At 44.1% G+C, this 23,825-nt stretch carries 20 protein-coding genes; 11 read left to right on the plus strand and 9 right to left on the minus strand.

Going from position 1 to position 23,825, the window contains the following annotated elements; genetic code table 11:
- Window positions 1–12: 12 nt before the first annotated feature.
- Together IRQ95_RS03540 and IRQ95_RS03545 are read right to left on the minus strand one after the other, a co-directional pair.
- Window positions 13–345 (minus strand): hypothetical protein, encoded by a 333-nt coding sequence (locus IRQ95_RS03540; protein ID WP_194435622.1) that lies wholly within the window; start codon window positions 343–345, stop codon window positions 13–15.
- Between the two features lie 18 nt (window positions 346–363).
- Window positions 364–2,121, minus strand: a complete 1,758-nt coding sequence (locus IRQ95_RS03545) for a PepSY domain-containing protein (RefSeq protein WP_194435623.1) — start codon at window positions 2,119–2,121, stop codon at window positions 364–366.
- A gap of 280 nt (window positions 2,122–2,401) precedes the next feature.
- Between IRQ95_RS03545 and IRQ95_RS03550 the strand changes: the two genes are divergently transcribed.
- From IRQ95_RS03550 to IRQ95_RS03575, 6 genes are all read left to right on the plus strand, one after another.
- Window positions 2,402–4,600, plus strand: coding sequence for a TonB-dependent receptor domain-containing protein (locus IRQ95_RS03550; protein ID WP_194435624.1), 2,199 nt, complete (start codon window positions 2,402–2,404; stop codon window positions 4,598–4,600).
- 247 nt (window positions 4,601–4,847) lie between these two features.
- Window positions 4,848–5,354 carry a DUF3087 domain-containing protein gene (locus tag IRQ95_RS03555; protein WP_194435625.1) on the plus strand — a complete coding sequence of 169 codons (507 nt, stop codon included), beginning with the start codon at window positions 4,848–4,850 and terminating at the stop codon, window positions 5,352–5,354.
- A gap of 35 nt (window positions 5,355–5,389) precedes the next feature.
- Complete coding sequence (locus IRQ95_RS03560) at window positions 5,390–5,755, plus strand: MmcQ/YjbR family DNA-binding protein (RefSeq protein WP_194435626.1); 366 nt, start codon at window positions 5,390–5,392, stop codon at window positions 5,753–5,755.
- Between the two features lie 56 nt (window positions 5,756–5,811).
- Window positions 5,812–6,561, plus strand: a complete 750-nt coding sequence (locus IRQ95_RS03565; protein ID WP_194435627.1) for a hypothetical protein — start codon at window positions 5,812–5,814, stop codon at window positions 6,559–6,561.
- Window positions 6,562–6,867: 306 nt separating this feature from the next.
- Window positions 6,868–7,242: a VOC family protein gene (locus IRQ95_RS03570; protein WP_194435628.1), complete on the plus strand. Its 375-nt coding sequence runs from the start codon at window positions 6,868–6,870 to the stop codon at window positions 7,240–7,242.
- 238 nt (window positions 7,243–7,480) lie between these two features.
- Window positions 7,481–7,873 (plus strand): hypothetical protein, encoded by a 393-nt coding sequence (locus IRQ95_RS03575; RefSeq protein ID WP_194435629.1) that lies wholly within the window; start codon window positions 7,481–7,483, stop codon window positions 7,871–7,873.
- A gap of 141 nt (window positions 7,874–8,014) precedes the next feature.
- Here the strand turns inward: IRQ95_RS03575 and IRQ95_RS03580 are convergent, their stop codons facing one another.
- Window positions 8,015–8,749, minus strand: coding sequence for an NAD(P)H-dependent oxidoreductase (locus IRQ95_RS03580; protein ID WP_194435630.1), 735 nt, complete (start codon window positions 8,747–8,749; stop codon window positions 8,015–8,017).
- A gap of 520 nt (window positions 8,750–9,269) precedes the next feature.
- Here IRQ95_RS03580 and IRQ95_RS03585 point away from each other — a divergent pair.
- On the plus strand, window positions 9,270–10,700 hold the full coding sequence (locus tag IRQ95_RS03585; protein ID WP_194435631.1) for a serine hydrolase domain-containing protein: 1,431 nt from the start codon (window positions 9,270–9,272) through the stop codon (window positions 10,698–10,700).
- Between the two features lie 76 nt (window positions 10,701–10,776).
- Here IRQ95_RS03585 and copI read toward each other — a convergent pair whose 3' ends face one another.
- The 6 genes from copI to IRQ95_RS03615 form a co-directional block, all read right to left on the minus strand.
- On the minus strand, window positions 10,777–11,274 hold the full coding sequence (gene copI / locus IRQ95_RS03590) for a copper-resistant cuproprotein CopI (protein ID WP_194435632.1): 498 nt from the start codon (window positions 11,272–11,274) through the stop codon (window positions 10,777–10,779).
- Window positions 11,275–11,277: 3 nt separating this feature from the next.
- A complete protein-coding gene (locus tag IRQ95_RS03595) occupies window positions 11,278–14,466 on the minus strand; it encodes an efflux RND transporter permease subunit (protein WP_194435633.1) in 3,189 nt (1,062 codons plus the stop codon).
- On the minus strand, window positions 14,463–16,172 hold the full coding sequence (locus tag IRQ95_RS03600) for an efflux RND transporter periplasmic adaptor subunit (RefSeq protein WP_194435634.1): 1,710 nt from the start codon (window positions 16,170–16,172) through the stop codon (window positions 14,463–14,465). The genes IRQ95_RS03595 and IRQ95_RS03600 overlap by 4 nt, the downstream gene beginning before the upstream one ends.
- A gap of 2 nt (window positions 16,173–16,174) precedes the next feature.
- The gene (locus IRQ95_RS03605) at window positions 16,175–17,554 is read right to left on the minus strand and encodes a TolC family protein (protein WP_348541576.1); all 1,380 of its coding nucleotides are present in this window, start codon (window positions 17,552–17,554) and stop codon (window positions 16,175–16,177) included.
- Between the two features lie 149 nt (window positions 17,555–17,703).
- Window positions 17,704–18,108: a hypothetical protein gene (locus IRQ95_RS03610; protein ID WP_194435636.1), complete on the minus strand. Its 405-nt coding sequence runs from the start codon at window positions 18,106–18,108 to the stop codon at window positions 17,704–17,706.
- A 301-nt stretch (window positions 18,109–18,409) separates the two neighbouring features.
- Complete coding sequence (locus tag IRQ95_RS03615; protein WP_194435637.1) at window positions 18,410–19,516, minus strand: M20/M25/M40 family metallo-hydrolase; 1,107 nt, start codon at window positions 19,514–19,516, stop codon at window positions 18,410–18,412.
- Window positions 19,517–19,886: 370 nt separating this feature from the next.
- Here IRQ95_RS03615 and hppD point away from each other — a divergent pair, with 370 nt between their 5' ends.
- Genes hppD through maiA form a run of 4 tightly spaced genes read left to right on the plus strand, consistent with a single transcriptional unit; the run spans window position 19,887 to window position 23,762 of the window.
- A complete protein-coding gene (gene hppD, locus IRQ95_RS03620) occupies window positions 19,887–20,960 on the plus strand; it encodes a 4-hydroxyphenylpyruvate dioxygenase (RefSeq protein WP_194435638.1) in 1,074 nt (357 codons plus the stop codon).
- Window positions 20,953–22,086 carry a homogentisate 1,2-dioxygenase gene (locus IRQ95_RS03625; protein ID WP_194435639.1) on the plus strand — a complete coding sequence of 378 codons (1,134 nt, stop codon included), beginning with the start codon at window positions 20,953–20,955 and terminating at the stop codon, window positions 22,084–22,086. The genes hppD and IRQ95_RS03625 overlap by 8 nt, the downstream gene beginning before the upstream one ends.
- A gap of 6 nt (window positions 22,087–22,092) precedes the next feature.
- Window positions 22,093–23,103, plus strand: coding sequence for a fumarylacetoacetate hydrolase family protein (locus IRQ95_RS03630; RefSeq protein ID WP_194435640.1), 1,011 nt, complete (start codon window positions 22,093–22,095; stop codon window positions 23,101–23,103).
- Window positions 23,100–23,762, plus strand: a complete 663-nt coding sequence (gene maiA / locus IRQ95_RS03635; protein ID WP_194435641.1) for a maleylacetoacetate isomerase — start codon at window positions 23,100–23,102, stop codon at window positions 23,760–23,762. Before IRQ95_RS03630 ends, maiA begins: the two co-directional genes overlap by 4 nt.
- Window positions 23,763–23,825: the final 63 nt, after the last annotated feature.

Genomic DNA, 23,825 nt, shown 5'->3' on the forward strand with positions numbered 1-23,825 from the left:
CCTTACGGCTTGCTAAAGAAGCGTGACTTCATCGTTAGAGATTTCAAGCACATGGCCGGGGCCTGCATCCATTAAAATGAAATAGATACCCTCCGGCAAAGGAAACTCGAACATAGATTGTTGATCTGTCTGACCACTGGCCACCACCTCGTCATCTTCAGAAAATACTTCCATTATTACGTTGGGGGCAGTTGCTCGGTTAGAGAAACTGGCTTCACAAATGACAAGTTGCTTTTGTGAATCCGCTTTGCAATCCAAAATAGGGTAGTGTGCGAATACAGAGTTACTCGCCGACACCACGGCAAGGCCGATTCCAATAGGCAATATTGATTTTAGAAAGCGCATCATTCCTCCGGTATTGGTCTAATTGAGTGCTGTCGCACGTTTGTCGATAGTATTCACGCCGTCAGGCATCAGTGGCCAAGCGGTTTGATGGAAGTTACCTTGCCAATCTTCAATCGTGATCCACAGCTTTGCATCGTCTTGGAGCTTTTTCGGCACACGTACATGTGCGGCTAAGTTACCGGTTACACCATGAATGACGAAACCTGGTGCGCGCATCGAGCGGGGTTTCTTAAAGTCGACATAAATAAATTTGATCTTGGAAAAGTCACCTTCGACAAACGCATTCACATTAGTTCGACGACCGGGCGCGATAGGGTGGAGGTCTTTCTCTAAAAGGCCGAGAACGACTTGAAGGCCGACGTTCCACTCGCCAACCGTTTGTTGTGTATAATGGAAACCACCACTGCTGGTCCCTTCGCTTTGTAGCTTGAAGCCGATGTTTATGCCGATGCACATGACGATAACAAAAGCCCAATTTAGGTATTTAAAACCTGACATTGGTCCGCCCCATGGACGGATGATGTACCACATCTTAAGGAGGCGTTTTTTGCCTTCGGGCATGGACGTTCTTTTTAATTGTGATGCCGCAGAACGTGCTCGTTTGTAAAAGATGATGGTCCCTGATATCGAGAGCGCAGTCATTGCTAAACCGAATATGAACCAGATAGTTTTGACCAGTAGATCGCTCCAACCAGAATTACCAAATGTGCCGTAATGCAAAGGGTCCATCGCCTTATCAAAGCGTTGGCCGATACTGGCGTTTTCCATCAGTCGAGAAGCCATCACTTCGCCGGTGAATGGATTTACAAAGTAGGTGCTATCAAAGTGGCTGGTCAGTAAGTCCCGCTTAGTTCCTCGAACTGAGTAGAGCATGCCACTATGTCCGGGAGGCGTCAGGATGCTGACTTGAAAGTCTGGGTCGAAATTTTGCACGGCAGAAACTATTTGTGCGGAAGTCAATCTAGTTGGGGTTGTCGTACCTAATGCTTTCACATCTTGACGAGATAACCCCGGCTCAATAGGAGGTTGCTCAACGATCTGAGGAGCAAGCTTATAGAGAACAAGTGGGTTGTGATAGAACCACCAACTGCCAGAGATCCCAATAATCAATACAAACCAGAGTGACCACAAGCCAATGAATTTATGTAAATCGGCTAAGAAACGATGGAACTTTACCCCGCGATAACGGGGAAGAGTGAAGAAATGTCGCCAAAATCGGCGATAGGCAATGAGTCCAGTGACTAAACCTACTAGACACAGAACACCAAAAAAGTTTACAAATGCACGACCAACAAGCGGTAAAAATAGGTTGGTATGTAAAATACTGATGAAATTACCAACGGTTAAGAAATCAGTTTCGCCGTTATATTCGCCACTATAAGGGTTGATATGCACAACGGTAAAGCCACCTCCAGCCGTACTCTTTAATGCGGTTGCAGCGCTTCTTTCTCGATCAAAAGCAGTATAGAAAGAAGATAACCCGGATTCTGGGAAGCGAGCTTGAAGAATATCGAGTAGTTCACCAGAATTCAGTCGCTCAGGTTGAGGTTCGACGCGCTTTTCTGAGTATATCAACCAATCAATTTCTTCGTGAAATACCGCCAACGAACCGCTCAATAGAACAATACAGAATATAATCGACAGTTTTAAACCAATATAGCTATGAATAAGAAATGCAACGCGGCCAGCGGTCGTTGTTTTATTCTTTTTTTTCTTGGCTGCAGTAGGTTTATTTTCCGGGTCTATTTCTGGCGTAGAAATTGTGTCGACAGCCACTGTTCTCTCCTTGAAACATGCGGTTTGCGTTTTACCTGCGTAATATTTATAAAATCATTAAGAGTTAATAGATGAGTTTAAATTTTATCGATGGTCATTATCCATAGCCTTATTGATATTGCAAATGATAATGATTGTAACTCGTATAACTAAATTTGCGTGCTACTTAAAATTTTATAAATACCCGTTAAATTTAACGTAACTGATAACTACACGCATTAGCATTATTGCTCTAGTATCGCGATAAAAATTTTCACAGTTAAGAGAAAGGAGACTTATCGTGAAACCAACATTATCCGCGATAGCTGTTATGTCCGCTATTTCTGGCGGTGTGACAGCAGAAGAAATAGAACAGCAATATGCAGAGACTGATGTCATCGTTGTTCAAGGTCAAAAGATTGCTCGCTCTATACAAGAGACTAAAGAGAGTGTTGCAGTATTAACTGATGACGACATTGAGCAATATGAAATTCGTGATTTAAATGAAGCTTTTGCTGTAACAGCCAACGTCTATGACATGGGGTCTGGTGAAGTGTTTGGTATTCGCGGTGTGTCGCAGAACTCTGCTTCAACCGGCGGTGGAACCGGTGAAATGGGGAGCTTGTACGTCGATGGTGTCGCGTATACCGGTTATGCCAGTCGATTCATGAACAAAGAGGTATGGGATGTCGAGCAGATTGAAGTACTACGTGGTCCCCAATCGACAAATGTAGGAAGAAATGCCCTAATTGGTGCTGTGGTTGTGACATCAAAGCGACCAGAATTGGGTTATTATGATGCAGCTCTTCGCTTAGGCGCAGGTAGTTATGGACGAGAAGTTGTTGATGTCATGTTTAACGCGCCAATAGGTGAGAATGCTGCATTTCGTTTAACTGGGCAATTCCATGAGTCTGATGGCTTTATTGAAAGTGATGTGTTCAATACGGATAGATACGACGCAAGAACCAACAATAATGTACGTGCTCAACTACTTTTGGAACCGAGTGATAGATGGAGTCTTAATCTTACGGCTCAATATGTAGAGACAGAAAAAGGCGAGGATATCTATTTTGTTGATCCAGATAACGGCGTTCCTTTAGATAACCGTAAATCATTTGATGATGTGCGTGCCGATGAAGATTATCAAGGGTTCACGGCTGCTATTGATTTTACCTATTATCTCACTCCTCAATGGACACTGAATTCAATAACGTCGTACCTCGATGGCGAATATGACCGTATAGATGACGCAGACAGAATTCCTAATCTGACTGGAAATCAAATTTCACGCAATGTTAAAGATAGGAATATCGCTCAGGAGTTGCGTTTTAATTACGATAGCGAAAATGTTCAAGGGGTAACAGGTGTCTATTTAACTGAAATCAATCAAAAGATTTCCACCAATCGACTAGAGCTCTATTCGCTACATTCACTTTTAGCCGCACAAGTTCCGGCTGCATTCCTTCCGTTATATCAAGATATTGTACAAGCGGACACGGACAGTTTTTACGATAAAACCATTCAGAATATGGCATTTTTTACCGAGTGGGACTATACGTTTGCACCGAAATGGACAGCTTCGATTGGTTTCCGCTATGACTATGAAAAAAGTGAGATTGCACCATCGTCTCAAGAGCGCAGTATTGTTGGAGGGTTAGCTCTGCCAGCGGTACCAGCACTTCAGCCAGTTAACGACTACTTAAGCAGTTTAGTTGGTACAACGACACAGCCTTTGCAAGATACGTCTTATTTCGCATTTTTACCGCAGGTTGGTTTAAGTTACCAAATCAATTTTGATCACTCTGTGAGCGCATTTTATAAGCGGGGCTATCGCTCAGGGGGGACAGATATCGATGCGACTGGCGAAACCCATAGTTTTGAACCGGAATATTTGGATAATTTTGAATTAGCGTTCCGTTCTGAGTGGTTAGATGGTGATCTTGTTACTAATGCCAACCTTTACTATGGCAAGTGGAAAGATCAGCAAGTGGACATTTGTATCGGGTCGGGCACACAAGTGTGTTATACCGAAAACGCTGGTAAATCTGAAATATATGGCTTAGAGCTAGAAAGCTTCTATCAAGTGAATCATGATCTGAGCCTGTTTGCGAACCTCGGTATTGCGCGAACGGAGTTCAAAGATTACGTCGGAGCAGAAGGTGATTTTTCAGGAAATCAATTTGCATATAGCCCAGAGTATACCGCTGCGATAGGGGCAAGTTACTTTATTACTGAACGTATTTACACAACCGCTAGTGCGAACTACATGAGCGAGATGTTTGGTGATCAAGAAAATCGTGACGAGTTTAAAACGGATGCTCGAACTATTTACAATTTAACAGCGGGTTATATGGGGGATAACTTCAAGCTTGATGCCTACGTTAAAAACCTGACAGATAAATTCTATATTCAAGGCAATTATGAAGGCACGTTAGGTGATCAAACAATTCGCGCGGGTGCCCCTAGAGAATTCGGAGTCAATCTCACTGTATTTATGTAGATTCATTTAGTATATATGAAGCGCGCTTTATGCGCGCTTTTTTCGTTCCTAAGCGAACAGTGAGCATCATTGTTGTTTTAGTGCCATTAGGAATGCTTGTTTAAATTTGCTGACATTTATTTACACTTTAACGATGAAGTATCGGTTTGAATTCACAGTTTCTGACGCGTTTAGATAGCAACAGCGGTATAATCGCAAACGGAAAGCTCAAATTTCCCTATGTTCACTTTCTCATAACGGATTATAAATGCAGTTAAAGAAAATCGACAAACAGCTTTATCGCTCACGTTTAAACATCACTATAGTTACTTGCATTGCTATTTTGGCGATCTCAAGCTTAGCGGTTTCTCAGCTTTTGATACATCTATTTCCTGACCCATCAGGTTCTCATTTTCATTGGAACTTGATCGGCGTTATTGTAAGTGCAGCAGGGTTAGTGACCACCTTAATCAAGTTCAAGTCTCATCCTAAAATGTATGAAGTGGCTTATGTGTGGGATTTAAAACAAGAACTCAACTTGATTTATCGTAAAAACAGGCAACTCTTGGCGGCAGCGGAGCAGGGAAACGCATCGGCTATGCAAGTGCTGCATTTCAGTTATCAAGGCTCACGCCAGTTGTGGCAACTGGATGACAATACTATCACTATGACCAGCTTGAATAAGGCGGAAGAAAAACTAGAGTTATGGGCGAATACGCACTCGGTGAGTTTGGATATTACAAAATATCATAGAGATATGCATAAGTCGCTGTGATTATGCTCGACCAAATTCCTTGGAGTTAAGTGGTTATGAATTACGAACAGTTTAATGAATTTTGCAGCAAGCTTCCCGCGACTAGCTATGTAGTGCAGTGGGGTAACTCTCATGTTTGGAAAGTTGGTGGTAAGGTATTTGCCATTGGCGGGTGGAGCAAAGAAAACAAACCAGCATTCACGTTTAAAACCTCAGATCGCAATTACGATTTTCTTCATGACTTAGAAGGTTATATTCCTGCGCCATATTTTGCGAATCGCGGAATGAAATGGATCCAACAAATCGAAACTTCCGGCAGTTTAGATGACGATCTGAAATATTATCTGGCGGAGTCTTATCAGATTGTAGCAGCAGGTTTGAGTAAAACTAAGCGTAAAGAGCTTGGTATAGATATTAACTGAGAATAACAGTGAGTCTATGATTACTAGGCTTAAACTCTGGTTGAGAAAAGGGATTTATGAAACAAAAAATATTAGTAGCGTGTTCATTGTTGAGCGTTGTTGCTCTGTTTTTTATCGGCAAGAGAAGTGGAGAAGAGCTATCGTTTCAACAATGTGAATTTGAGCAGATAGTAGAAACGCCAGTGCATTTTTTCATCACTCAATCAACGAGAGTAGAGAAATTAGAAAAGCATATCGATTATTCGAATCTCATTCTTGCCAATTCTTGTGTACCGATGAAACGAACATTGGCAAGTGTCAGTTACGTTGATGCCAATGCGTTTGCTGATCTGGATGATATAGGTAAGTTGCATCGTAAGCTTGTTAGCCTAGAAGAAGGTAAGATCCAGTCTCTGCAGCAACTCGGCAGCTATTATGTGCTGGTTTTGGAAAATGAACATCCCTTTGTTCAAAGCGGTTGGTCTGGGCGCGCTCATGGAAATTTTAGTCAAAGTTTTGTGTTACTCGCAGCTAATGCAGAAGAACATATACTAGAGCATGAGCTAGGTCATTTAGCCTGGGCTTGGCATAATGATGAACCAATACATTGGTTAAAGGGGCAGTTGTTACCTGAGTTTCACCAATATATTAAGCCTTACGCAAGAGGTGCATTGTGTCAGGACGCAGGTACTGTTATGACGTATGCCGAAAAAGTACTGCCGATTTATTCATCTCCAGAGATTGACTATTTTGGTACCGCTTGTGGTGATGAAGAGACGGCTGACAATGCGCGACTTATGCGAGAATTTGCTCAGTCTTTGATGTAACAAACGTTCCTTTTGAGCATGTAATTTACTTGATTGCTTTGTTCCTTAATTACGGTATCAGTTCATAACGTGTCGCTAGTTGTTTTCAATATTCTTATTAGTTATCCAAACTTTGATGTTGCTTTCAGGTGTGGATGTGTCACTCCTCGCAAATACGCTACGTTTTGTACGATAATTTCATTTGCTTAAATCCTATGGCTTGACCTCAATTTAAGTTGAGGTTTTAAGCTTGCCCCACGGTGATAATACCAATCAGGATAAGTAAGTAATCAAACAATTCGTATATTAGTTAAGGAATGGAATCTTATGAATATGAATCAAGTTATCGTGGCTGTAGATAACATCGAAGAAGCGGTAATGTTTTACAAAACTCTTGGGCTAAATCAAATTGTTGAAGATGATCATTATGCTCGTTTTTCTTTTCCCGATGGCGATGCAACATTTTCTGTTTATTTAGACCCAGCAAAGAAAGCGATTGAGTGCAGAGCCGTTATTTATTTTGAACATGAAAGACTCGATGAGTTGGTAATGACGCTTAAAGGTAAAGGCATAGAGTTTGATCAAGAACCGATAGATCAACCTTATCTATGGCGAGAGGCGGTATTAAGTGACCCGTCAGGGAATAAAATAAAGCTATACTGGGCGGGTGAAAATCGCCTCAATCCGCCGTGGAAAATATAAATTCGTTTATTATTTGTGGCATTAATTATTTGTTTTAGCTGTTGTTGTTGGAAACCTCATGAACGAGGCGACTGATTTTCGAACTCGCTCGTAAGTTAGAGTTTCTGATATGCTTTTTGAGTTAATGGTGTCATTAAGTATCTAGTTCATCACTATTTTATACAGTACGATGCATTTTTAGTTCTAAAGAAAATGAAACTTCAGAATAATTAAAAGTGTCTCTATTTCAGGAGTGAAGATGGATACTAGAGAGCTATATCTAGCCGTAATGCAAAACAGAGAAAAAATTGATTTATCGCTACTAGGTATTGAGCAGTTTGAATTGCTTGTCACAGCTTATAGTAGTTGTGGAGATGGGTTTGCTAACGCAATAGGCTATTGCTTGCAAATTCGCGAAGGCAGTGGTGAGGTGGGAGCTGACAATCAGGTGTTTTTAAGACATGCCGATGGCACGATTCGCGTACATCATCAGCAAGCGTTTTATCGTGTTAATGAGGCGTTCAAACAAGACGTTTTAGCGTTGTTTGCGATTCGCCCAGAGGATGAAGATAGTCAGCAAGAACTCACTTGTCCAAATGGTATTACTGAAACTGGCTTTAGAGTTGCGCTTCGTAATGATTGTTATCAGTAAACACTAATTTTAGTCGCTAAGCGACAAAGTATATTTTATGCAGTCACCTAAGTTGTCGCTTTGGGTGACTGAGAATACTTGTAAATATAATCCTTGAATTTGAGTGCTTGGGTTTGGGGTTAGTACCTTTAAATCAATGCATTATTGTTGGGGAATTTCCTCTCCGCCGCTATTCCAATCCTTCCAGCCATGGAATTTCATTGGTTCTTGATCTGCTAACTGATTTACGTGGTTTCTCCAATCATTCAGCGTTTGGTGTATATCCGCTTTAAACTGCTCTTCTGTTTTATAGGTGAAGCCTTTATTTTGAATTTCAGTGGCAAGAAAAGGAGGCAGAACAGTAAAGCCCATGTAATGCAGTGAAAAATTGATTGAACGGAGTAGGTCTTCTATTTCGCCACCCCCTCTACCATTGGTGGTAAACGTAGAAAGTGGTGCTCCTGATGTAACAGAGCATATTGCACGTTTGCCTTTAAAGTAGCCCTTATCATAGCGCATGGTACTGGTATATAAGCCACCACCGACAAAAACCCGATCGAACCAACCTTTTAACATCGCGGGTTGTTGATGCCACCACAAAGGGAATTGGAAAATCACCAAATCACTCTGCTCTAAGCGTTTAATTTCCAATGCCACATCATCAGCAAGTGTATTAGTTTTATAGGCATTTCTTTGCTCAGAAAGTACATCGAAACGTTGCCGCTCAACTCTATTTCGGTAATGTTCTTTGCGCTCAACTGGGTCGAAATTCTGCGCGTACAGATCAGATACTGTAACTTGATGACCTTGAGCCTGCAGAGCCGATAGTGCGGCTCTTGTCATAGAACCATTAAATGAATTGGCTTCAGGGTGACAATGCACGATAAGAATATTCAAAGTGACCTCCTTGTTGTTGGCTAGGTATTCAAACATACTAAGTCGCAAAATACAGGAGCACTGAAGTGCTATATACATGAAGTAAGCCGCAATGTAACGGGCGTGAGTTTATATATTTGTCACTAGATTTCCTAAGTGGTCATTTTGATATTTCTAAATGATATTTTTGATAGCTAGCTCAGCCAAATATCATACAGTATGATGTTCTTCGTGCTTTTTTATTAGCGAACCCACAATGATGTGGCGAGGAAACATCCTTAGGAGATGAGATGGATACGAGAGAGCTATATCTATATAGCTGCAATGGAAAACAGAGAAAAATTGATCTATCACTACAAGGCATTGAACTGTGTGGCCGCTAATTTAAGGCGGAAGAAATCAACACTATTTCTACTGTCATCTTGGCGCTGTTTATTCTTGAGGCGCTTCGCAGTACTATTTGTTAGTGACGCACTTTTCTTATAACAAGTCCAATATAAAGCTTATTCATTTTGGCAAAAAACGGGAGAAATTGGTTGTTATGAAGTGTTTATTTCCTTATGTTTTTTTGCGTTTGGTAATGTTGTTCAGCATTATTCTAATTGGAACAGGTAGCGCTACAGCAAAGACGAGCATTGGCTCGCATGCATATACGGGGGTCTACCAGCAAGAAAATGATCCCACTGTAAATTTTTACGTGATCGAACGAGATGGCAAAGTTATTTTGCGCAGCGTGTGGGGCACGCTTGAGCTAGAGATCAACAGCCAAAATGGCTTTTCATTACCAGATTTTGGCATTTCTGCAAAATTTTCCAATTTGGAAGATGGTAAATTTCTCAATTACGTAGAGTCGGTGGAAGGAGATTTACGGCATTTTAAGCGCGTTCAAGAAGAGCCATCTATAGCGTTAATCTATGCTAGCAACCCGAGTTTTACTAACTTTTCGCACTCCAGCCACCAACATTGTAACAATGATCATCTGTTTACAGTTTCTAATTCCAATAAAGAGTTGCCCGAGAGACTTTCAGAATTAGTCGAACAAATTGAATCAGACCGCTATGGATGGGGCAAACAGAACAGTTTGTTGATTTATAAAGATAATAGTCTGATTCTGGAAAGGTATTTTAATAGTTGGACTCGAAATGACCCACACCAAGTTCAATCTGTTAGTAAGAGTATCACCTCACTATTAATTGGTAGCTTGATTACTGAAGGTAAACTATCGGATGTAAACAGGCCAATCATGGAATATCTACCTCACTATCGAGAGCTTTTTGATCAGGGTAAAGCCAAAATTACGTTAGCCAATTTCTTGAACATGGCAGCGGGATTGGATTGGGATGAGTGGAGCACTTCATACGGAAATCCTAGTAACGTCCGTCATCAAGAGTTGCACAGTGACGATGGTGTTGCTTTTACATTGGGACGACAATTAACTCGCCAACCGGGCAAACACTTCTCATACAGTGGTGGCTATGTCTCCGTAGTAGGTGAGGTAGTGGCTAACATTGCTAAATTACCCACTGCCGCGGATTACGCTCGAAATAGTGTTTTTAAAGAGCTGTGTTTTAAACATAGTTATTGGCTAAAACAGCATGATGGTAGAACGAATACCGGTGGCGGTGCGATGATGCGACCACTTGATATGCTCAAATTGGGTAAGTTGATGTTGGACGAAGGTAAATGGCAAGGTAAGCAGTTGATTGAAAAGCAGTGGGTGCTTGACTCTATGAACCCGGCCACCAACCCTTACCGACCAAGTTATACATATTTTTGGTGGCATGAAGACTACTATGTGGGTAAAGACAAATATACAGCAGTGCTTGCTCGAGGTTGGGGCGGACAAGAGATAGCGGTTATCAAAGATCTTGATTTAGTCGTGGTAAAAACGGCATCAAATTTTACCAGGACACCTCAGCTCACGAATATGATGAAGCGATTTATTCTGCCAGCATTGGCTGAACAAATTTAATTTCGGTATATACCCAAGCACCTTGAGGTTACTTGGGTATAAATCCGCTCGCATTTAGCAGGCGGATTTGTATTGTTTAAAGTGCTAACTGTAATGGCTGACCATGTTGGTCATGACCTTTAATATTACAATCTATGCTCACTTGATGGTCGCCATGGAAATGCCAAGTAAATTGGCGCGCTTTTTTAGCTTCAACGATGATTGAGCTATTCGTATCGTGCTCCATCCCCGCCATTTTCTGCATCATTTTACTGTGCTTGGCTAGTTCGGTTTCGGAACCGATGGCAAACTCGTGAGCTTTGCTACCGGTGTTCATCACCACAAATTGCACCACATCATTGGGTTTGATATCGACCTGCTTCTTAAATTGAATTGGTTTGTCATCGCTTAAGATAACGTGTACCACTTTGTCGGCTTTTGCTCCTTTGGCTGGCATGCCGACAGCAGACATACCAGACATATTCATCATGCTGTGGTCCATGTTGCCATGGTCCATATTGTTGTGGTTAATATCATTCGCGGCGAAAGCCATGCTTGAAACCAAGCTAAGAGTAATCATCAGTGCTTTTGTCATTGTCTAAATTTCCTTTTCAAGTTTGTGAGTGGTCAGATTGGTAGTTTCTGATTTGATAGTTGTTGCATTGAGTCTCTTGAGCTCATGCAATTTCCAAAGTTTAAAAATCGCGGGAAGCACGAGTAACGTCAGCAGTAGTGCAGACGCCATACCGCCAATCATTGGTGCTGCGATACGTTGCATCACCTCGGAGCCTGTGCCGTGACCATACATGATTGGGATTAGACCAATGATGACCGTGCTAACCGTCATCATCACGGGTCTTACGCGTAATCCGGCACCTTGGCTAATGGCATCATCAAGTTCGCGATTGGAGAGTACTTGCTGGTTATCATGGGCATCTTGCTTATGCTGTTCCCATGCTTGGTTGAGGTAAACCAACATAATCACGCCGATCTCTACCGCGACGCCGGCGAGGGCAATAAAGCCAACGCCAACCGCTATCGAGAAGTTAAATTTCAGTCCATACATCAACCAAAGACCACCAACCATCGCAAGAGGCAGGGTAGACATGATGATCATTACTTCGCCAACTCGGCGGAAACTCATATACAGCAATAGAACAATGATCGCGAGGGTAATAGGCACCACAACGGATAGGCGCTGCTTGGCACGTTCCATATACTCATACTGACCAGACCATGTGAGTGAGTAGCCGGCAGGTAGTTGCAATTGTTCGGCGACAGCTTGCTGTGCTTCAACCACATACGAACCTAGATCTCGTCCTTCAATGTCAACGAACACCCAACCGTTAGGACGCGCGTTTTCAGTTTTGATCATGGGTGGACCATCTTCATAGCGGACATCAGCAACATCCGCGAGGGCAATACGCGCTCCGTTCGGCGTTACCAGTGGCAGGTTTTGTAATTTCACCACTGAATCGCGGTAGTCTTGCGGATAGCGAACGTTAATCGGGTAACGCTCTAAACCTTCAACGGTTTCGCCAACTTTCATACCGCCAACGGCTGTGGCAATCACTTGTTGAATGTCTTTGATGCTGAGACCATAACGCGCGGCTTGGCGACGTTTAATGTCGATGGTGACATAACGTCCACCGGCTACACGCTCAGCGTAAACCGATGTAGTCCCGCTAATAGGGCTCAAAATGGGTTCTATTTGTGCGCCAATCTTCTCAATCTGCTTGAGGTCAGGTCCTGCAATTTTGATACCGATTGGGGTTTTGATCCCCGTTGCTAACATATCGATACGGGTTTTGATGGGCATGACCCATGCGTTAGTTAGCCCTGGGAATTGCACCAGTTGATCAAATTCTTTGCGCAATGATTCGGTAGTGACGCCCTCACGCCATTGGTCACGAGGCTTTAATTGAATTGTGGTTTCAATCATTGTCAGTGGAGCAGGGTCGGTAGCGGTTTCTGCTCGTCCAATTTTGCCCCACACCGTTTCGACTTCCGGTACGGTTTTGATCAGCTTATTGGTTTGTTGTAGTAACTCACGTGCTTTACCAATTGAAATGCCCGGATAGGTGGTTGGCATATACATGAGATCCCCTTCGTCCAAAGGGGGAATAAACTCGCTACCGAGTTGTTTGAGCGGGTAGTAAGACGACGCTAAAAGAACCAAAGCAAAAACAATCATGCTTTTTGGGTAACGAAGACTTAAGTTTAATAATGGACGGTAGAGTGCGACTAGCCCTTTATTAATCGGGTTTTTGTGTTCAGGGAGTATTTTACCTCGCACGAAATAGCCCATTAATACCGGGACCAGCGTAATCGCGAGTCCTGCTGCCGCTGCCATGGCGTAGGTCTTAGTGAAAGCCAACGGCGAAAACATTTTGCCTTCTTGTCCTTCTAGTGCAAACACCGGAACGAAGCTTAACGTGATGATAAGCAGTGAGAAGAACAGAGGTGCGCCAACTTCTTCTGCCGCTTTACCAATCACCTGCCAGCGATTTTCGTCATTGAGTGGTGTCCGTTCGATGTGTTTATGCACATTTTCGATCATCACTATAGCGCCATCGACCATCGCGCCAATGGCAATAGCGATGCCACCCAGAGACATGATATTGGCGTTAATGCCTTGCCAGTGCATGACGATAAACGCGGATAAAATACCAATCGGCAGGCTGATGGCGATGACTAGGGATGAACGAATGTGGAAGAGAAACAGGGCACAAACGATCGCCACAACGAGGAACTCTTCAGCGAGCTTTTGCCACAGGTTATCGACGGCTGAGTCGATTAGAGTAGAGCGATCATAAGTCGCGACGATCTCTACGCCTTCCGGCAAACCGCGCTGGAGTTCAGCGAGCTTAACTTTGACGTTATCAATCACTTGGCTTGCGTTCTCGCCAAAGCGCATCACGATAACACCGCCTACAGCTTCACCTTCGCCATTAAACTCTGAGATGCCGCGACGCATTTGTGGTCCAAGATTAATTTCAGCCACGTCACCAAGTAACAATGGTGTGCCATTCTTGGTGACTTTTAACGGTAGAGCACGCAGATCTTCAATGCTGGTTAGATAGCCTGAGGTGCGTACCATATGTTCAGCTTCAGCTACTTCAATCACTGAGGCACCGGTCTCTTGGTTGCCGTTGTTAATCGCCGCATTGATTTGTTGCAGAGTTAAGTTGTACGCACGCAGTTTGGCAGGATCAATTTGGACTTGATACTGTTTGACCATGCCGCCAACCGTCGCAACCTCTGAAACGCCCGCAACGGTTTGCAGTTCATATTTCAAGAACCAATCTTGTAAGCTACGCAGCTCTGCTAAGTCATGTTGACCCGTTTTGTCTTGTAAGACATAACTGTAGATCCAGCCCACACCAGTCGCATCAGGCCCTAGAGTGGGTTTCGCTTGTGCAGGTAGATTCGGCGCAACTTGGCTTAAGTACTCCAATACTCGTGAGCGAGCCCAGTACATATCCGTATCATCGTTAAAAATAATATAGACGTAGGAGTCGCCAAAGAACGAGTAGCCTCGTACCGTTTCAGCACCAGGTACGGCGAGCATCGCAGTAGTAAGCGGGTAGGTGACCTGATCTTCAACCACTTGCGGTGCTTGTCCTGGGTAGCTGGTTTTGATGATCACTTGTACGTCTGACAGATCGGGGATTGCATCAACAGGCGTGTTTTTCACACTATACAAACCGCCTAACGTCAGCAAAACCGAAGCGACTAAGACCAAGAAACGATTGTTGATTGACCAACGAATAATCGCGTTAATCATTGTTCGCCTCCTAGGGTCTCAATTTGCTTGAGAGTCCATTCACCCGCTTGGTTTTCGACTAGAAACCGGACTTTTTCTCCTTCACTAAAAGGTGAAAGCTCAAAGTTATCGCTAACAGAAAAGTTTTGTTCGCCGGCTTGCCACTGCCACTCAGGAACGGCTTGATGAGAAAGCGTGACCATACCGAAATCAGCCATCAGCATTGTGATCTCACCCTCTATCCACATTTCTCTCGGAGCAGCTACCGCTGGTTTAATCTCGGTGATTTGATACTGACCTTGGTCGGTTTTTTCCATCTCAAATTCAATCGCATCACCCGCTTTAAATGCGTGCAATTCAACACCGTCGGCTAAAGTAAAGTTCATTACCATGCCGGGCCAATTCCACTCTGGCACAGGTTGGTGGTTGATAGTAAGCATGCGATGATCGGCCATAACGTCGTTAATTGTGCCAAATGCCCATGCGCGTTCGGTTGGCTGCTCAACACCATTAATCCGTGATAGGTCGGCACTTTGGCTAGATTCTGAATCAAGCATAAATTGTGCAGAGGTGACAATGTTGTCTTGCTCCGTTAGCCCTTGTAGGACTTCAATGTATTCACCAGCTTCGCGACCAACTTCAATGCGTGCCGAACGGAATTGACCATCACCCAATGCAAGAACCACACGAGTCATACCGCCAGAACGAATCACTGCTGAACGTGGAATGGTTAGAACGGCGCTATCGCTAACGGGTTTGAGTTTGATATTGGCAAACATGTTAGGTTTTAGCTCGCCATTGGGATTATCAAACTTGAGGCGTACGCGTAATGTACGAGTTTGAGGATCAAGAATAGGGTAGACGTAATCAACTTGACCTTGCCAATTTTTGCCGGGTAATGCTTCAAGCTTCATCTCTGCTTCACTGCCGGCTTTAACCCAATGAGATTGACGTTCGAATAGTTCCACATCAACCCAGACATGACCAAGTGGACCCGCACTAATCACCGTTTGAGCTGGGGATAGGTAAGCACCTTCGCGAATGTTTAAATTTGCAATGACACCGTCAGCAATTGCTTTAATCTCGACTTGCTGTTTAGCTTGTCCAGAGCGATAGATTTGCTCAATTTGCTTTTGGTCAACGCCCAGTGATGACAATCTTTCTTTTGCGCCTTGGATGAGTGTTTTACGCCCAGTGCGCTTGGCATTAAGTAACTCTTGTTGTGCTTTGACGAGATCTGGCGAATAGAAGGTAAACAGTACTTCATCACGAGAGACTTTTTCACCCACGGCATTGACGTAGAGCTTTTCAACCCAGCCGCTGGTGCGTACGTTGGTTTGCCACAGCGAACTTTCATCAAAGGCGATGTAACCAACCGCATCAATCACCGGTTGTAACGGTTTTTTAGTGACGAAAGCCGTTTTTACCCCAAGATTATTCTCTACCGCAGGCGAGATGGTGACGGTGCCAACCTCTTGAGTGCTTCCATTTACATCCTCAGCGTAAACTGGGATTAGATCCATCCCCATTGGTGATTTACCGGGTTTGTCACGTTTGTAATTGGGATCCATTGGTGCGACCCAATACAAAGGCTGATCAGAAGCTACGCTTGATTCTGATGCTGTGTTTGTCATGTAATGGGCATTCGGCATAAACCATTGATTGGCTGCAAAACCTAAAGAAGCGCCGACAACGAGCGCGACAGTAGCAACTTTGATTGTTTTCATTATTATTTCTCCTGGCGCTCTGCTTTGGTAATACTGGTAGATGAATAGTCGCCAATTAGGTTAGCAATTTGGTTATTAGTGAGGTTTAAGTCGGTAATAAGGCGCTCAAGCTCCAACTCAATGGTTATTTGAGTTAACGATGACGTGACAATGTCACCAAAGCTAGCGCTATTGTTCTGATAGCCTCGCTCAACGGCTGCTAGCTGCGCTGTTGCCTGTTTAAGTAAATGGCTTTGATAGTGGGAGATGCGCTGTTGGAGGTGATCTCTATCAGAAATAAGCCCGGTTAATTGCGCCCCCATTCGAGCCAACCACGCATCACGCTGCGACTTTGTTGCGCCAACTTGATATTGAGCTGCTTCTAACGATTTATCTTGCTTGCTACCGGTATAGAGTGGGATATCTAAGGTGACATAGGCACTCACCATGTCAGGCGCTGGCTCTCCGCGCATATTGTTGGCTTGACGATGTGCATACATCACCTCGACACCAAATTGAGGTGCATACGCCTCTTCAGCAATGGAAACTTGCGTTTGCGCGCTTGCTAGCGAGGAATTTAACGATTGAATCACTGGATGTCGCATTAGCAGTTGGTAGCGAGCTTGTGCGGTTGAATGCGCTGCCAAGGTCTGTTGTAAATCATGCCAATCAAGCTGATTCGAAGCCTGCAAACCACTATTTTTTGTTTGCCACTCGCTGCCTAACCATTCTGATAGCTGCGCGGTTAATTTTTGCTGCACCTGTGCGTTGGTCACTAATTTTTGCTGCAACTGGCTGAGTTTAAGTTGCGCGGCAATCACGTCCTGAGATTCACCAATCCCAAGCGCATAGTTAGAGTCTTGGTTATCAATCAATTGTTTGAGCCATTTCTCTTGCTGAAGCAGTAGCGATTTCGCTTTTTGGTTGTAGCCTAGTTCTAACCAAACCGCGGTAACGGTCGTGATGACATCATGTTCGCGAGCTTTTGCTTGTTGCAGTACTGCTTGAGATTGCTGCTCTGCCTGAGACGTTTGTAACTCGATGGTATCGCCACGGTCGAACTTCTGCATCACACCTAACGAGATGTTACTCATCGGGTCTTGATCGAGACGAAAACTATCGACAGGCACACCACCAAAGCCAAACTTGACCGAGGGATCCATCAACGTGGCTTTCGCTTTGCCACCGCTCAAGGTCGCTTGGGATTGAGCGAATAATTGGTCACGACTTGCATCTTGCTGTAAAGCAATTGCGATAATCTGCTCTAGAGTCAACGTCGACTCGAGCAACGAAGAATTCGACGCAGCGTGAATCACTTGAGACTCAAGTTCTGTATGCGCCAAAGCCGGTGCGCCAATCGCCAAACAGAGGCTGAGCGCGAGGAAGTTGTATTTTGCTTTCACATTACAATCCATTTTCAAATACCAACTGCTGACTCATCGTTAAGCGAGCGGTTGGAATATTGATCTAACTGATGCGACGAGGCGCTATCAGGCTGATAGTAAGTAGCAGGTAAGGGGAACTGCTAAATGTCTAACGTATGAATTGAAAGTTAAGCGCTGGGTGGGCGGTAGAGTGAGCTTGTGATAGCGACAGTATCGCGTGTTGGCTCAATAGGATAGGTTTGGATATCAAATGTCGGAGTAAAGCTCGCCAGATCGTCGGCGAGAGTCGCAAATACGGTGACACAAGTGGTATCGCAGCATTCATGCTGCATTGAGTTGCCATTTGAGCAATCCATATTAATGCTGGTTTTCTGCCCATCAGCGAGATGATGGGACATGGTTGCCATATCCATATTCGGCATCATGTCAGCATCGCAGTGACTGCTGGTGGATTGACTCATTTGTAGCATTTGAATTGGCATCAGCGTTTTGCTCGACGCCATACTAGACGCGATAAGCGTCATCGACGTAAGCAAGACTAACCAAATTGTACGCAAAGAGGTCGCGTGCATATGGATACCAATTCAACTCAAAATGACAATTAACTAAGTGTGAGCACTAATACCAATCAGGATAAATCTTTGATCATTCTTGCTGATTAAAATCGCTGATAACGTTGTTGCAGATTTTGTAATTAGAATAACTAGTTAGCGGCAATCTGCGCCTAGTTCTAAGCGATTTTCCTTGCGCAATTTACTGACCACTTACTTATCCTGATTGGTATAAGCTTAATCCTTACCCTAGGGGGAAGGTCAATAAAAAAAGCCTGATAAAGATTAACTTATCAGGCTTTTTGGATGCTTTTAAATCAGATTAGTGTGTTAGGTAGTGCTTAACAAACTCTGTTACTTTTACCATATCATCAATGGCAATGAACTCTTCTGTGGTATGCACTTTAGCCATGCCAGTAGAGATGTTTACCGTCGTCAGACCTAGTTTGTTAAAGTTGTTGGCATCGCTGCCGCCACCGGTTGACTTAGTAAATGGTTCTGCACCGATAGCCGCAAAGGACGCTTTTACTTGTTCAATGTGTGGGTGATCATCGGCAAGAACAAACGCGTTGTAGGCACGTGTAGATTCAATTTCCACTTCTGCGCCATGTTTCGCTGCAGCAGCTTGGAACGTTTCAATCATATGGTCTACTTGCTTAGTCAGCTTGTCGTCGTTTAGTGAGCGAGCTTCCGCAACAATTTTTAGCTCTGGCATGACGATGTTAGTCGCGTTACCGCCTTCAACAATACCGATGTTCGCTGTGGTTTCTTCATCAATACGCAGCAGTTTCATTTGCGTAATAGCGTCGGCTGCGACGCTGATTGCACTGATGCCTTCTTCAGGCGCAAGACCGGCGTGTGCAGGGCGTCCTTTGATCGTTGCAACGATCTTTTGTTGACCAGGCGCCGAGTTAACGATAGTACCGATAGGACCACCGGTATCCAGCACGATTGCTTTATTTGATTGAATCATGTTCATATCGAAGTGTTCTGAGCCGTGTAGACCGCCTTCTTCATGAACAGTAAACGCAATTTCGATGGTCTTGTGATCAAGGTTTTCTGCTTGGATACAACGAACCGCTTCCATGATAGCTGCGATGCCAGACTTGTCATCACCGCCTAAGATAGTGTTGCCTTTTGAGCGGATAATACCGTCTTCAATAACTGGCTCAATGCCTTTACCTGGCGTTACTGTATCCATGTGGCAGCTTAGTACGACGCTATCTTCAATTTTGCCATCTAGACGTGCATAGACGTTGAAGCCGTTGGTGTACTGCTCTGGCACTGGTAGTTTGTGAACAGTGAATCCCATTGCACCAAGTTGCTCAGCAAGAGTTTCCGCAATTTCTTTTTCAAAGCCAGTTTCACTATCAATTTTGATTAGTTCGCAGAAGTGCTCCACTAATCGCTCACGGTTAATTTGTGTCATTGTTATACCTTACTGTAGGAACAGAGGCGGTTAACATACCGCTAAGTCTTGAGCTCAAACCTGCGGTAAATCAAGTTTCGCTCCTAAAAGCGAATCAGCCCGTTTTATTGGTTAATCCCTGCGCAGTAGTACGTAAATCAAACACGCTTTGTGAAAATTGAAATGTAAAATATTTGTTACATTGAGTTGTGATAGCTTTAGCTTACTAATGAATTGGTTAGTAGTAATTTATAAAAAGCAGTCGCCGATTTTACACTCGGAGTGCCGTTTTAATCACGGCATTTTTTTAGCGCAAAATTACCCTTATAGGCTGTTATTGCTCATGTTTATATCAGCACTTGTGCGTTAACTATTACGACAGGGGAAGGTTATGGATGAGTATTTAAACCCGCTAGGGACAGATGGATTTGAGTTTGTCGAATACACCGCAGCAGACGAGCAAGGCATAATGGCGTTGAAGGATTTGTTTCTATCACTTGGCTTCGCGGAAGTAGCAAAGCATCGCTCGAAACAGGCATGGCTTTATCAACAAGGTGATATCAGTTTTGTGGTTAATGCGCAGCCGCATAGCCAAGCAGAGGCGTTTGCTAAACAACATGGTCCTTCGGTGTGTGGTATGGCGTTTCGAGTTAAAGATAGCGGAAAAGCCATGGAGCACGCCTTGGTTAACGGGGCGAGTAAGTATGTGACAGAGATAGGTCCGATGGAGCTATCTATCCCTGCGATATACGGCATTGGTGAAAGTCTGCTCTATTTTGTCGATCGTTATGGTGAGCAGAATATCTATGATATCGATTTTTGTTTTTACACTGATGCGAAACATCAAAGAGAAAGACAGTCGGTTGGATTACTCGAGATTGACCATTTAACTCATAACGTCAAACAAGGGCATATGGATATCTGGTCTGGTTTTTATGAGCGTATCGGCAACTTTAGAGAGATTCGCTACTTTGACATTGAAGGTAAGCTCACTGGGTTAGTCAGCCGAGCGATGACGGCACCTTGCGGTAAGATCCGAATTCCAATCAACGAATCCTCTGATGACAAATCGCAAATTGAAGAGTTTATTCGCGAGTACAACGGCGAGGGTATCCAACACATCGCCATGAGCACAGATGACATTTATCACACCGTAAAAACCTTACGCGATCGCGGCATGGAGTTTATGCCGACTCCAGATACCTACTATGAAAAAGTCAATCAGCGAGTCGCAGGGCACAGTGAAGATCTCGATCTTTTAAAGCAGTTACGCATCTTGATAGATGGTGCGCCAATGAAAGATGGCATTCTGCTCCAAATATTTACTCAAACGGTGATAGGTCCGGTGTTCTTTGAAATTATCCAGCGCAAAGGTAACCAAGGGTTTGGTGAGGGTAATTTTAAGGCGCTCTTTGAGTCGATAGAGGAAGATCAAATTAGGCGAGGGGTGCTGAAAGATGCGTAGAAGGATCACTTACCCTCATCGAGAAGGTACATGTTCAAAGCAAGCCCATGCCGACTTTCCCGATCAGGGGATCTATGAGCGCGAGGCTGGGCGTGCTGGCTTTTTTGGACCTGCGAGTCACTTTCATCATCGTCATGCACCAACTGGGTGGAGTGATTGGGAGGGCAAGTTAAGACCGCGAGCATTTAACTTCAATCATGTAAGTGACAGCCACCAAAATTCACCCTGGAATGTCCCTAATTTACTTTCAAACGCGGACTGCAAAATTCGAGTGTGGCGTCTGCAAGAATCGATGGACTTTCTTGCCCTTAATGCTGATGGTGATGAGTTGCTGTTTATTCATCAAGGCAGTGCAGAGCTGTTTTGTGACTACGGACATTTAACATTGTTGACAGGGGATTACGTGGTGATCCCACGCTCGACGAATTGGCGCTTAGAACCTCATCAACCGATGTTTATTCTGATGATTGAGAATACCGATGGTGAGTATAACTTGCCGGAAAAAGGCATCGTTGGTCAGCATGCGGTGTTTGACCCAGCCGCGCTCGATGTGCCTGAAATTAACGATACTTTTAAAGCGCAGTACAGCGAATCGACCACTCAGGTAAAAGTTAAGCGTCACGGAGAGGTGAGCACGATTACCTATCCCTTTAATCCTTTGGATGCGATTGGGTGGCACGGCGATCTCTCTGTTGTGCGCTTGAATTGGCGAGATATTCGTCCGCTTATGTCACACAGATACCATTTGCCACCTTCTGCACACACCACCTTTGTTGGCGACGGATTTGTTGTCTGTACTTTTGTCCCCCGTCCTATCGAGAGCGATCCTGGTGCACTAAAAGTACCGTTTTATCACAATAATGATGATTACGATGAAGTGTTGTTTTATCACCAAGGGGATTTTTTCAGTCGTGACAACATTGAAGCTGGCATGGTGACCTTTCATCCGGTTGGTTTTACTCACGGTCCTCATCCTAAGGCGTTTGCGTCTGGTCTTGCGCATAAGAAAAAACAAACCGATGAAGTCGCTGTGATGATTGATACTCGACATGCACTGGAATTTTCTAACCAGGCAGAGCAAGTAGAGAATGCGGAATATGTCTATAGCTGGCGTGAGAAAAAGTGAGGCGATATGAAGTTTGCGACATTAAAAAACCAAACTCGTGACGGTCTATTGGTGGTAGTGAACCGAGCAATGACGCGCTGCGTTTCCGTGCCTGCTATTGCCAACACGATGCAACATCTTCTCGACCATTGGGCACATTGCGCGCCACTGTTAGAAGCAGTATATCGAGATTTAAATCAGGGTGTCATCGAAGGCGTGGAGTTTGAACCGAGCCACTGTGAATCCCCGTTACCTAGAGCGTTTCACTGGGCAGATGGTAGTGCTTATGTCAATCATGTGGAGTTGGTGCGTAAGGCGCGAGGCGCAGAAATCCCTGAGAGTTTTTGGACCGATCCTCTGATGTACCAAGGCGGCTCAGATACGTTTATAGGACCAACCGATGATATTGAATTTGCCAGTGAAGAGTGGGGCATTGATTTTGAAGCTGAGGTTGCCGTGATCACCGATGATGTGCCCATGGGCTGCTCTGAAAAGCAAGCCGGTGATTCGGTGCGTTTACTGATGCTAGTCAATGATGTTTCGCTGCGTAACTTGATTCCAGCAGAACTTGCTAAAGGGTTTGGGTTTTATCAATCTAAGCCGTCGTCGTCGTTTTCTCCTGTGGCCATTACTCCCGATGAGTTAGGTGAGACCTGGCGTGATAGCAAAGTACATTTGCCACTTAGAAGCAGTTACAACCACCAGCCTTTTGGTTATCCAAATGCTGGACAAGATATGACATTTAGCTTTGCCAAGCTGATTCAACATGCAGCGAAGACTCGTAGATTGTCTGCAGGGACTATAATTGGGTCAGGTACCGTATCCAATAAACAAGGCACTGATTTTGGTACCGCTATTACTGAAGGTGGCGTTGGGTATTCGTGCATTGCTGAAATACGCATGATTGAGACGATACGAGATGGCAAGCCAACCACCTCTTTTATGCGCTTTGGCGACACGATCAAGATTGAAATGCTTGATGAAAAAGGTAATAGCTTATTTGGTGCTATACAACAGAAAGTGGTGGAGAAACGATGAGACTATATGGATATTGGCGTTCGTCAGCAGCCTACCGAGTAAGAATCGCGCTGAACCTAAAGCAAATCCGTTACGACTATTTTGCGGTTGATTTACTGAAAGATGGTGGTCAGCAACACACCGACGAATTTCACCGCATCAACGCTAACGAGCTAGTACCAGTATTAGTGGATGGTTCAAATCGTATTAGCCAGTCATTAACGATTATTGATTACCTAGATGATCACTGCCCCCAACCTTTATTGACTCCGCTTGAAGGGGAAAAGCGTTATCAAGTCAAAGAGATGGCGCAAGATATCGCGATTGATATTCATCCACTTAACAACTTGCGTGTGCAGCAGTATTTGATCAATCAGTATGATTTCGATAAAGAAGATGAGTTGAACTGGTTACGACATTGGATAACGGTGGGGTTTGCGGCACTAGACGATAAGCTACGTGAAACGTCAGGTGCGTATTCAGTTGGTTCAGAGGTGTCTCTGGTGGACGTGTGTTTGGTGCCTCAGGTTTATAATGCGTTGAGGTTTGATGTCGATCTTAGCCAGTATCCTACGATTGAAAGGCTATACTTTGCACTTAATGAACATCCTGCATTTAGCCTAGCCGCGCCCGAGCAACAACCAGATTCACCGCAAAACAAAAACCGCCTAATCGAGTAGGCGGTTTGTAATGTCGTCCTTGGTTACAAGTGGCTATCACGAATTAGCCGTTAGATGTAGCAA

It is taken from the genome of Vibrio fluminensis, from assembly GCF_015278125.1.
Lineage (GTDB): Bacteria > Pseudomonadota > Gammaproteobacteria > Enterobacterales > Vibrionaceae > Vibrio > Vibrio fluminensis.

What these genes read in the sequence shown, in the direction of transcription:
- IRQ95_RS03540 (WP_194435622.1), bottom strand. Translation starts at nt 345, where the DNA reads ATGCGCTTTCTAAAATCAATATTGCCTATTGGAATCGGCCTTGCCGTG.
- IRQ95_RS03610 (WP_194435636.1), bottom strand. Translation starts at nt 18,108, where the DNA reads ATGCACGCGACCTCTTTGCGTACAATTTGGTTAGTCTTGCTTACGTCG.
- IRQ95_RS03615 (WP_194435637.1), bottom strand. Translation starts at nt 19,516, where the DNA reads ATGACACAAATTAACCGTGAGCGATTAGTGGAGCACTTCTGCGAACTA.
- maiA (WP_194435641.1), top strand. Translation starts at nt 23,100, where the DNA reads ATGAGACTATATGGATATTGGCGTTCGTCAGCAGCCTACCGAGTAAGA.
- IRQ95_RS03625 (WP_194435639.1), top strand. Translation starts at nt 20,953, where the DNA reads ATGCGTAGAAGGATCACTTACCCTCATCGAGAAGGTACATGTTCAAAG.
- hppD (WP_194435638.1), top strand. Translation starts at nt 19,887, where the DNA reads ATGGATGAGTATTTAAACCCGCTAGGGACAGATGGATTTGAGTTTGTC.
- IRQ95_RS03565 (WP_194435627.1), top strand. Translation starts at nt 5,812, where the DNA reads ATGAAACAAAAAATATTAGTAGCGTGTTCATTGTTGAGCGTTGTTGCT.
- copI (WP_194435632.1), bottom strand. Translation starts at nt 11,274, where the DNA reads ATGACAAAAGCACTGATGATTACTCTTAGCTTGGTTTCAAGCATGGCT.
- IRQ95_RS03555 (WP_194435625.1), top strand. Translation starts at nt 4,848, where the DNA reads ATGCAGTTAAAGAAAATCGACAAACAGCTTTATCGCTCACGTTTAAAC.
- IRQ95_RS03630 (WP_194435640.1), top strand. Translation starts at nt 22,093, where the DNA reads ATGAAGTTTGCGACATTAAAAAACCAAACTCGTGACGGTCTATTGGTG.
- IRQ95_RS03595 (WP_194435633.1), bottom strand. Translation starts at nt 14,466, where the DNA reads ATGATTAACGCGATTATTCGTTGGTCAATCAACAATCGTTTCTTGGTC.
- IRQ95_RS03585 (WP_194435631.1), top strand. Translation starts at nt 9,270, where the DNA reads ATGAAGTGTTTATTTCCTTATGTTTTTTTGCGTTTGGTAATGTTGTTC.
- IRQ95_RS03575 (WP_194435629.1), top strand. Translation starts at nt 7,481, where the DNA reads ATGGATACTAGAGAGCTATATCTAGCCGTAATGCAAAACAGAGAAAAA.
- IRQ95_RS03560 (WP_194435626.1), top strand. Translation starts at nt 5,390, where the DNA reads ATGAATTACGAACAGTTTAATGAATTTTGCAGCAAGCTTCCCGCGACT.
- IRQ95_RS03570 (WP_194435628.1), top strand. Translation starts at nt 6,868, where the DNA reads ATGAATATGAATCAAGTTATCGTGGCTGTAGATAACATCGAAGAAGCG.
- IRQ95_RS03600 (WP_194435634.1), bottom strand. Translation starts at nt 16,172, where the DNA reads ATGAAAACAATCAAAGTTGCTACTGTCGCGCTCGTTGTCGGCGCTTCT.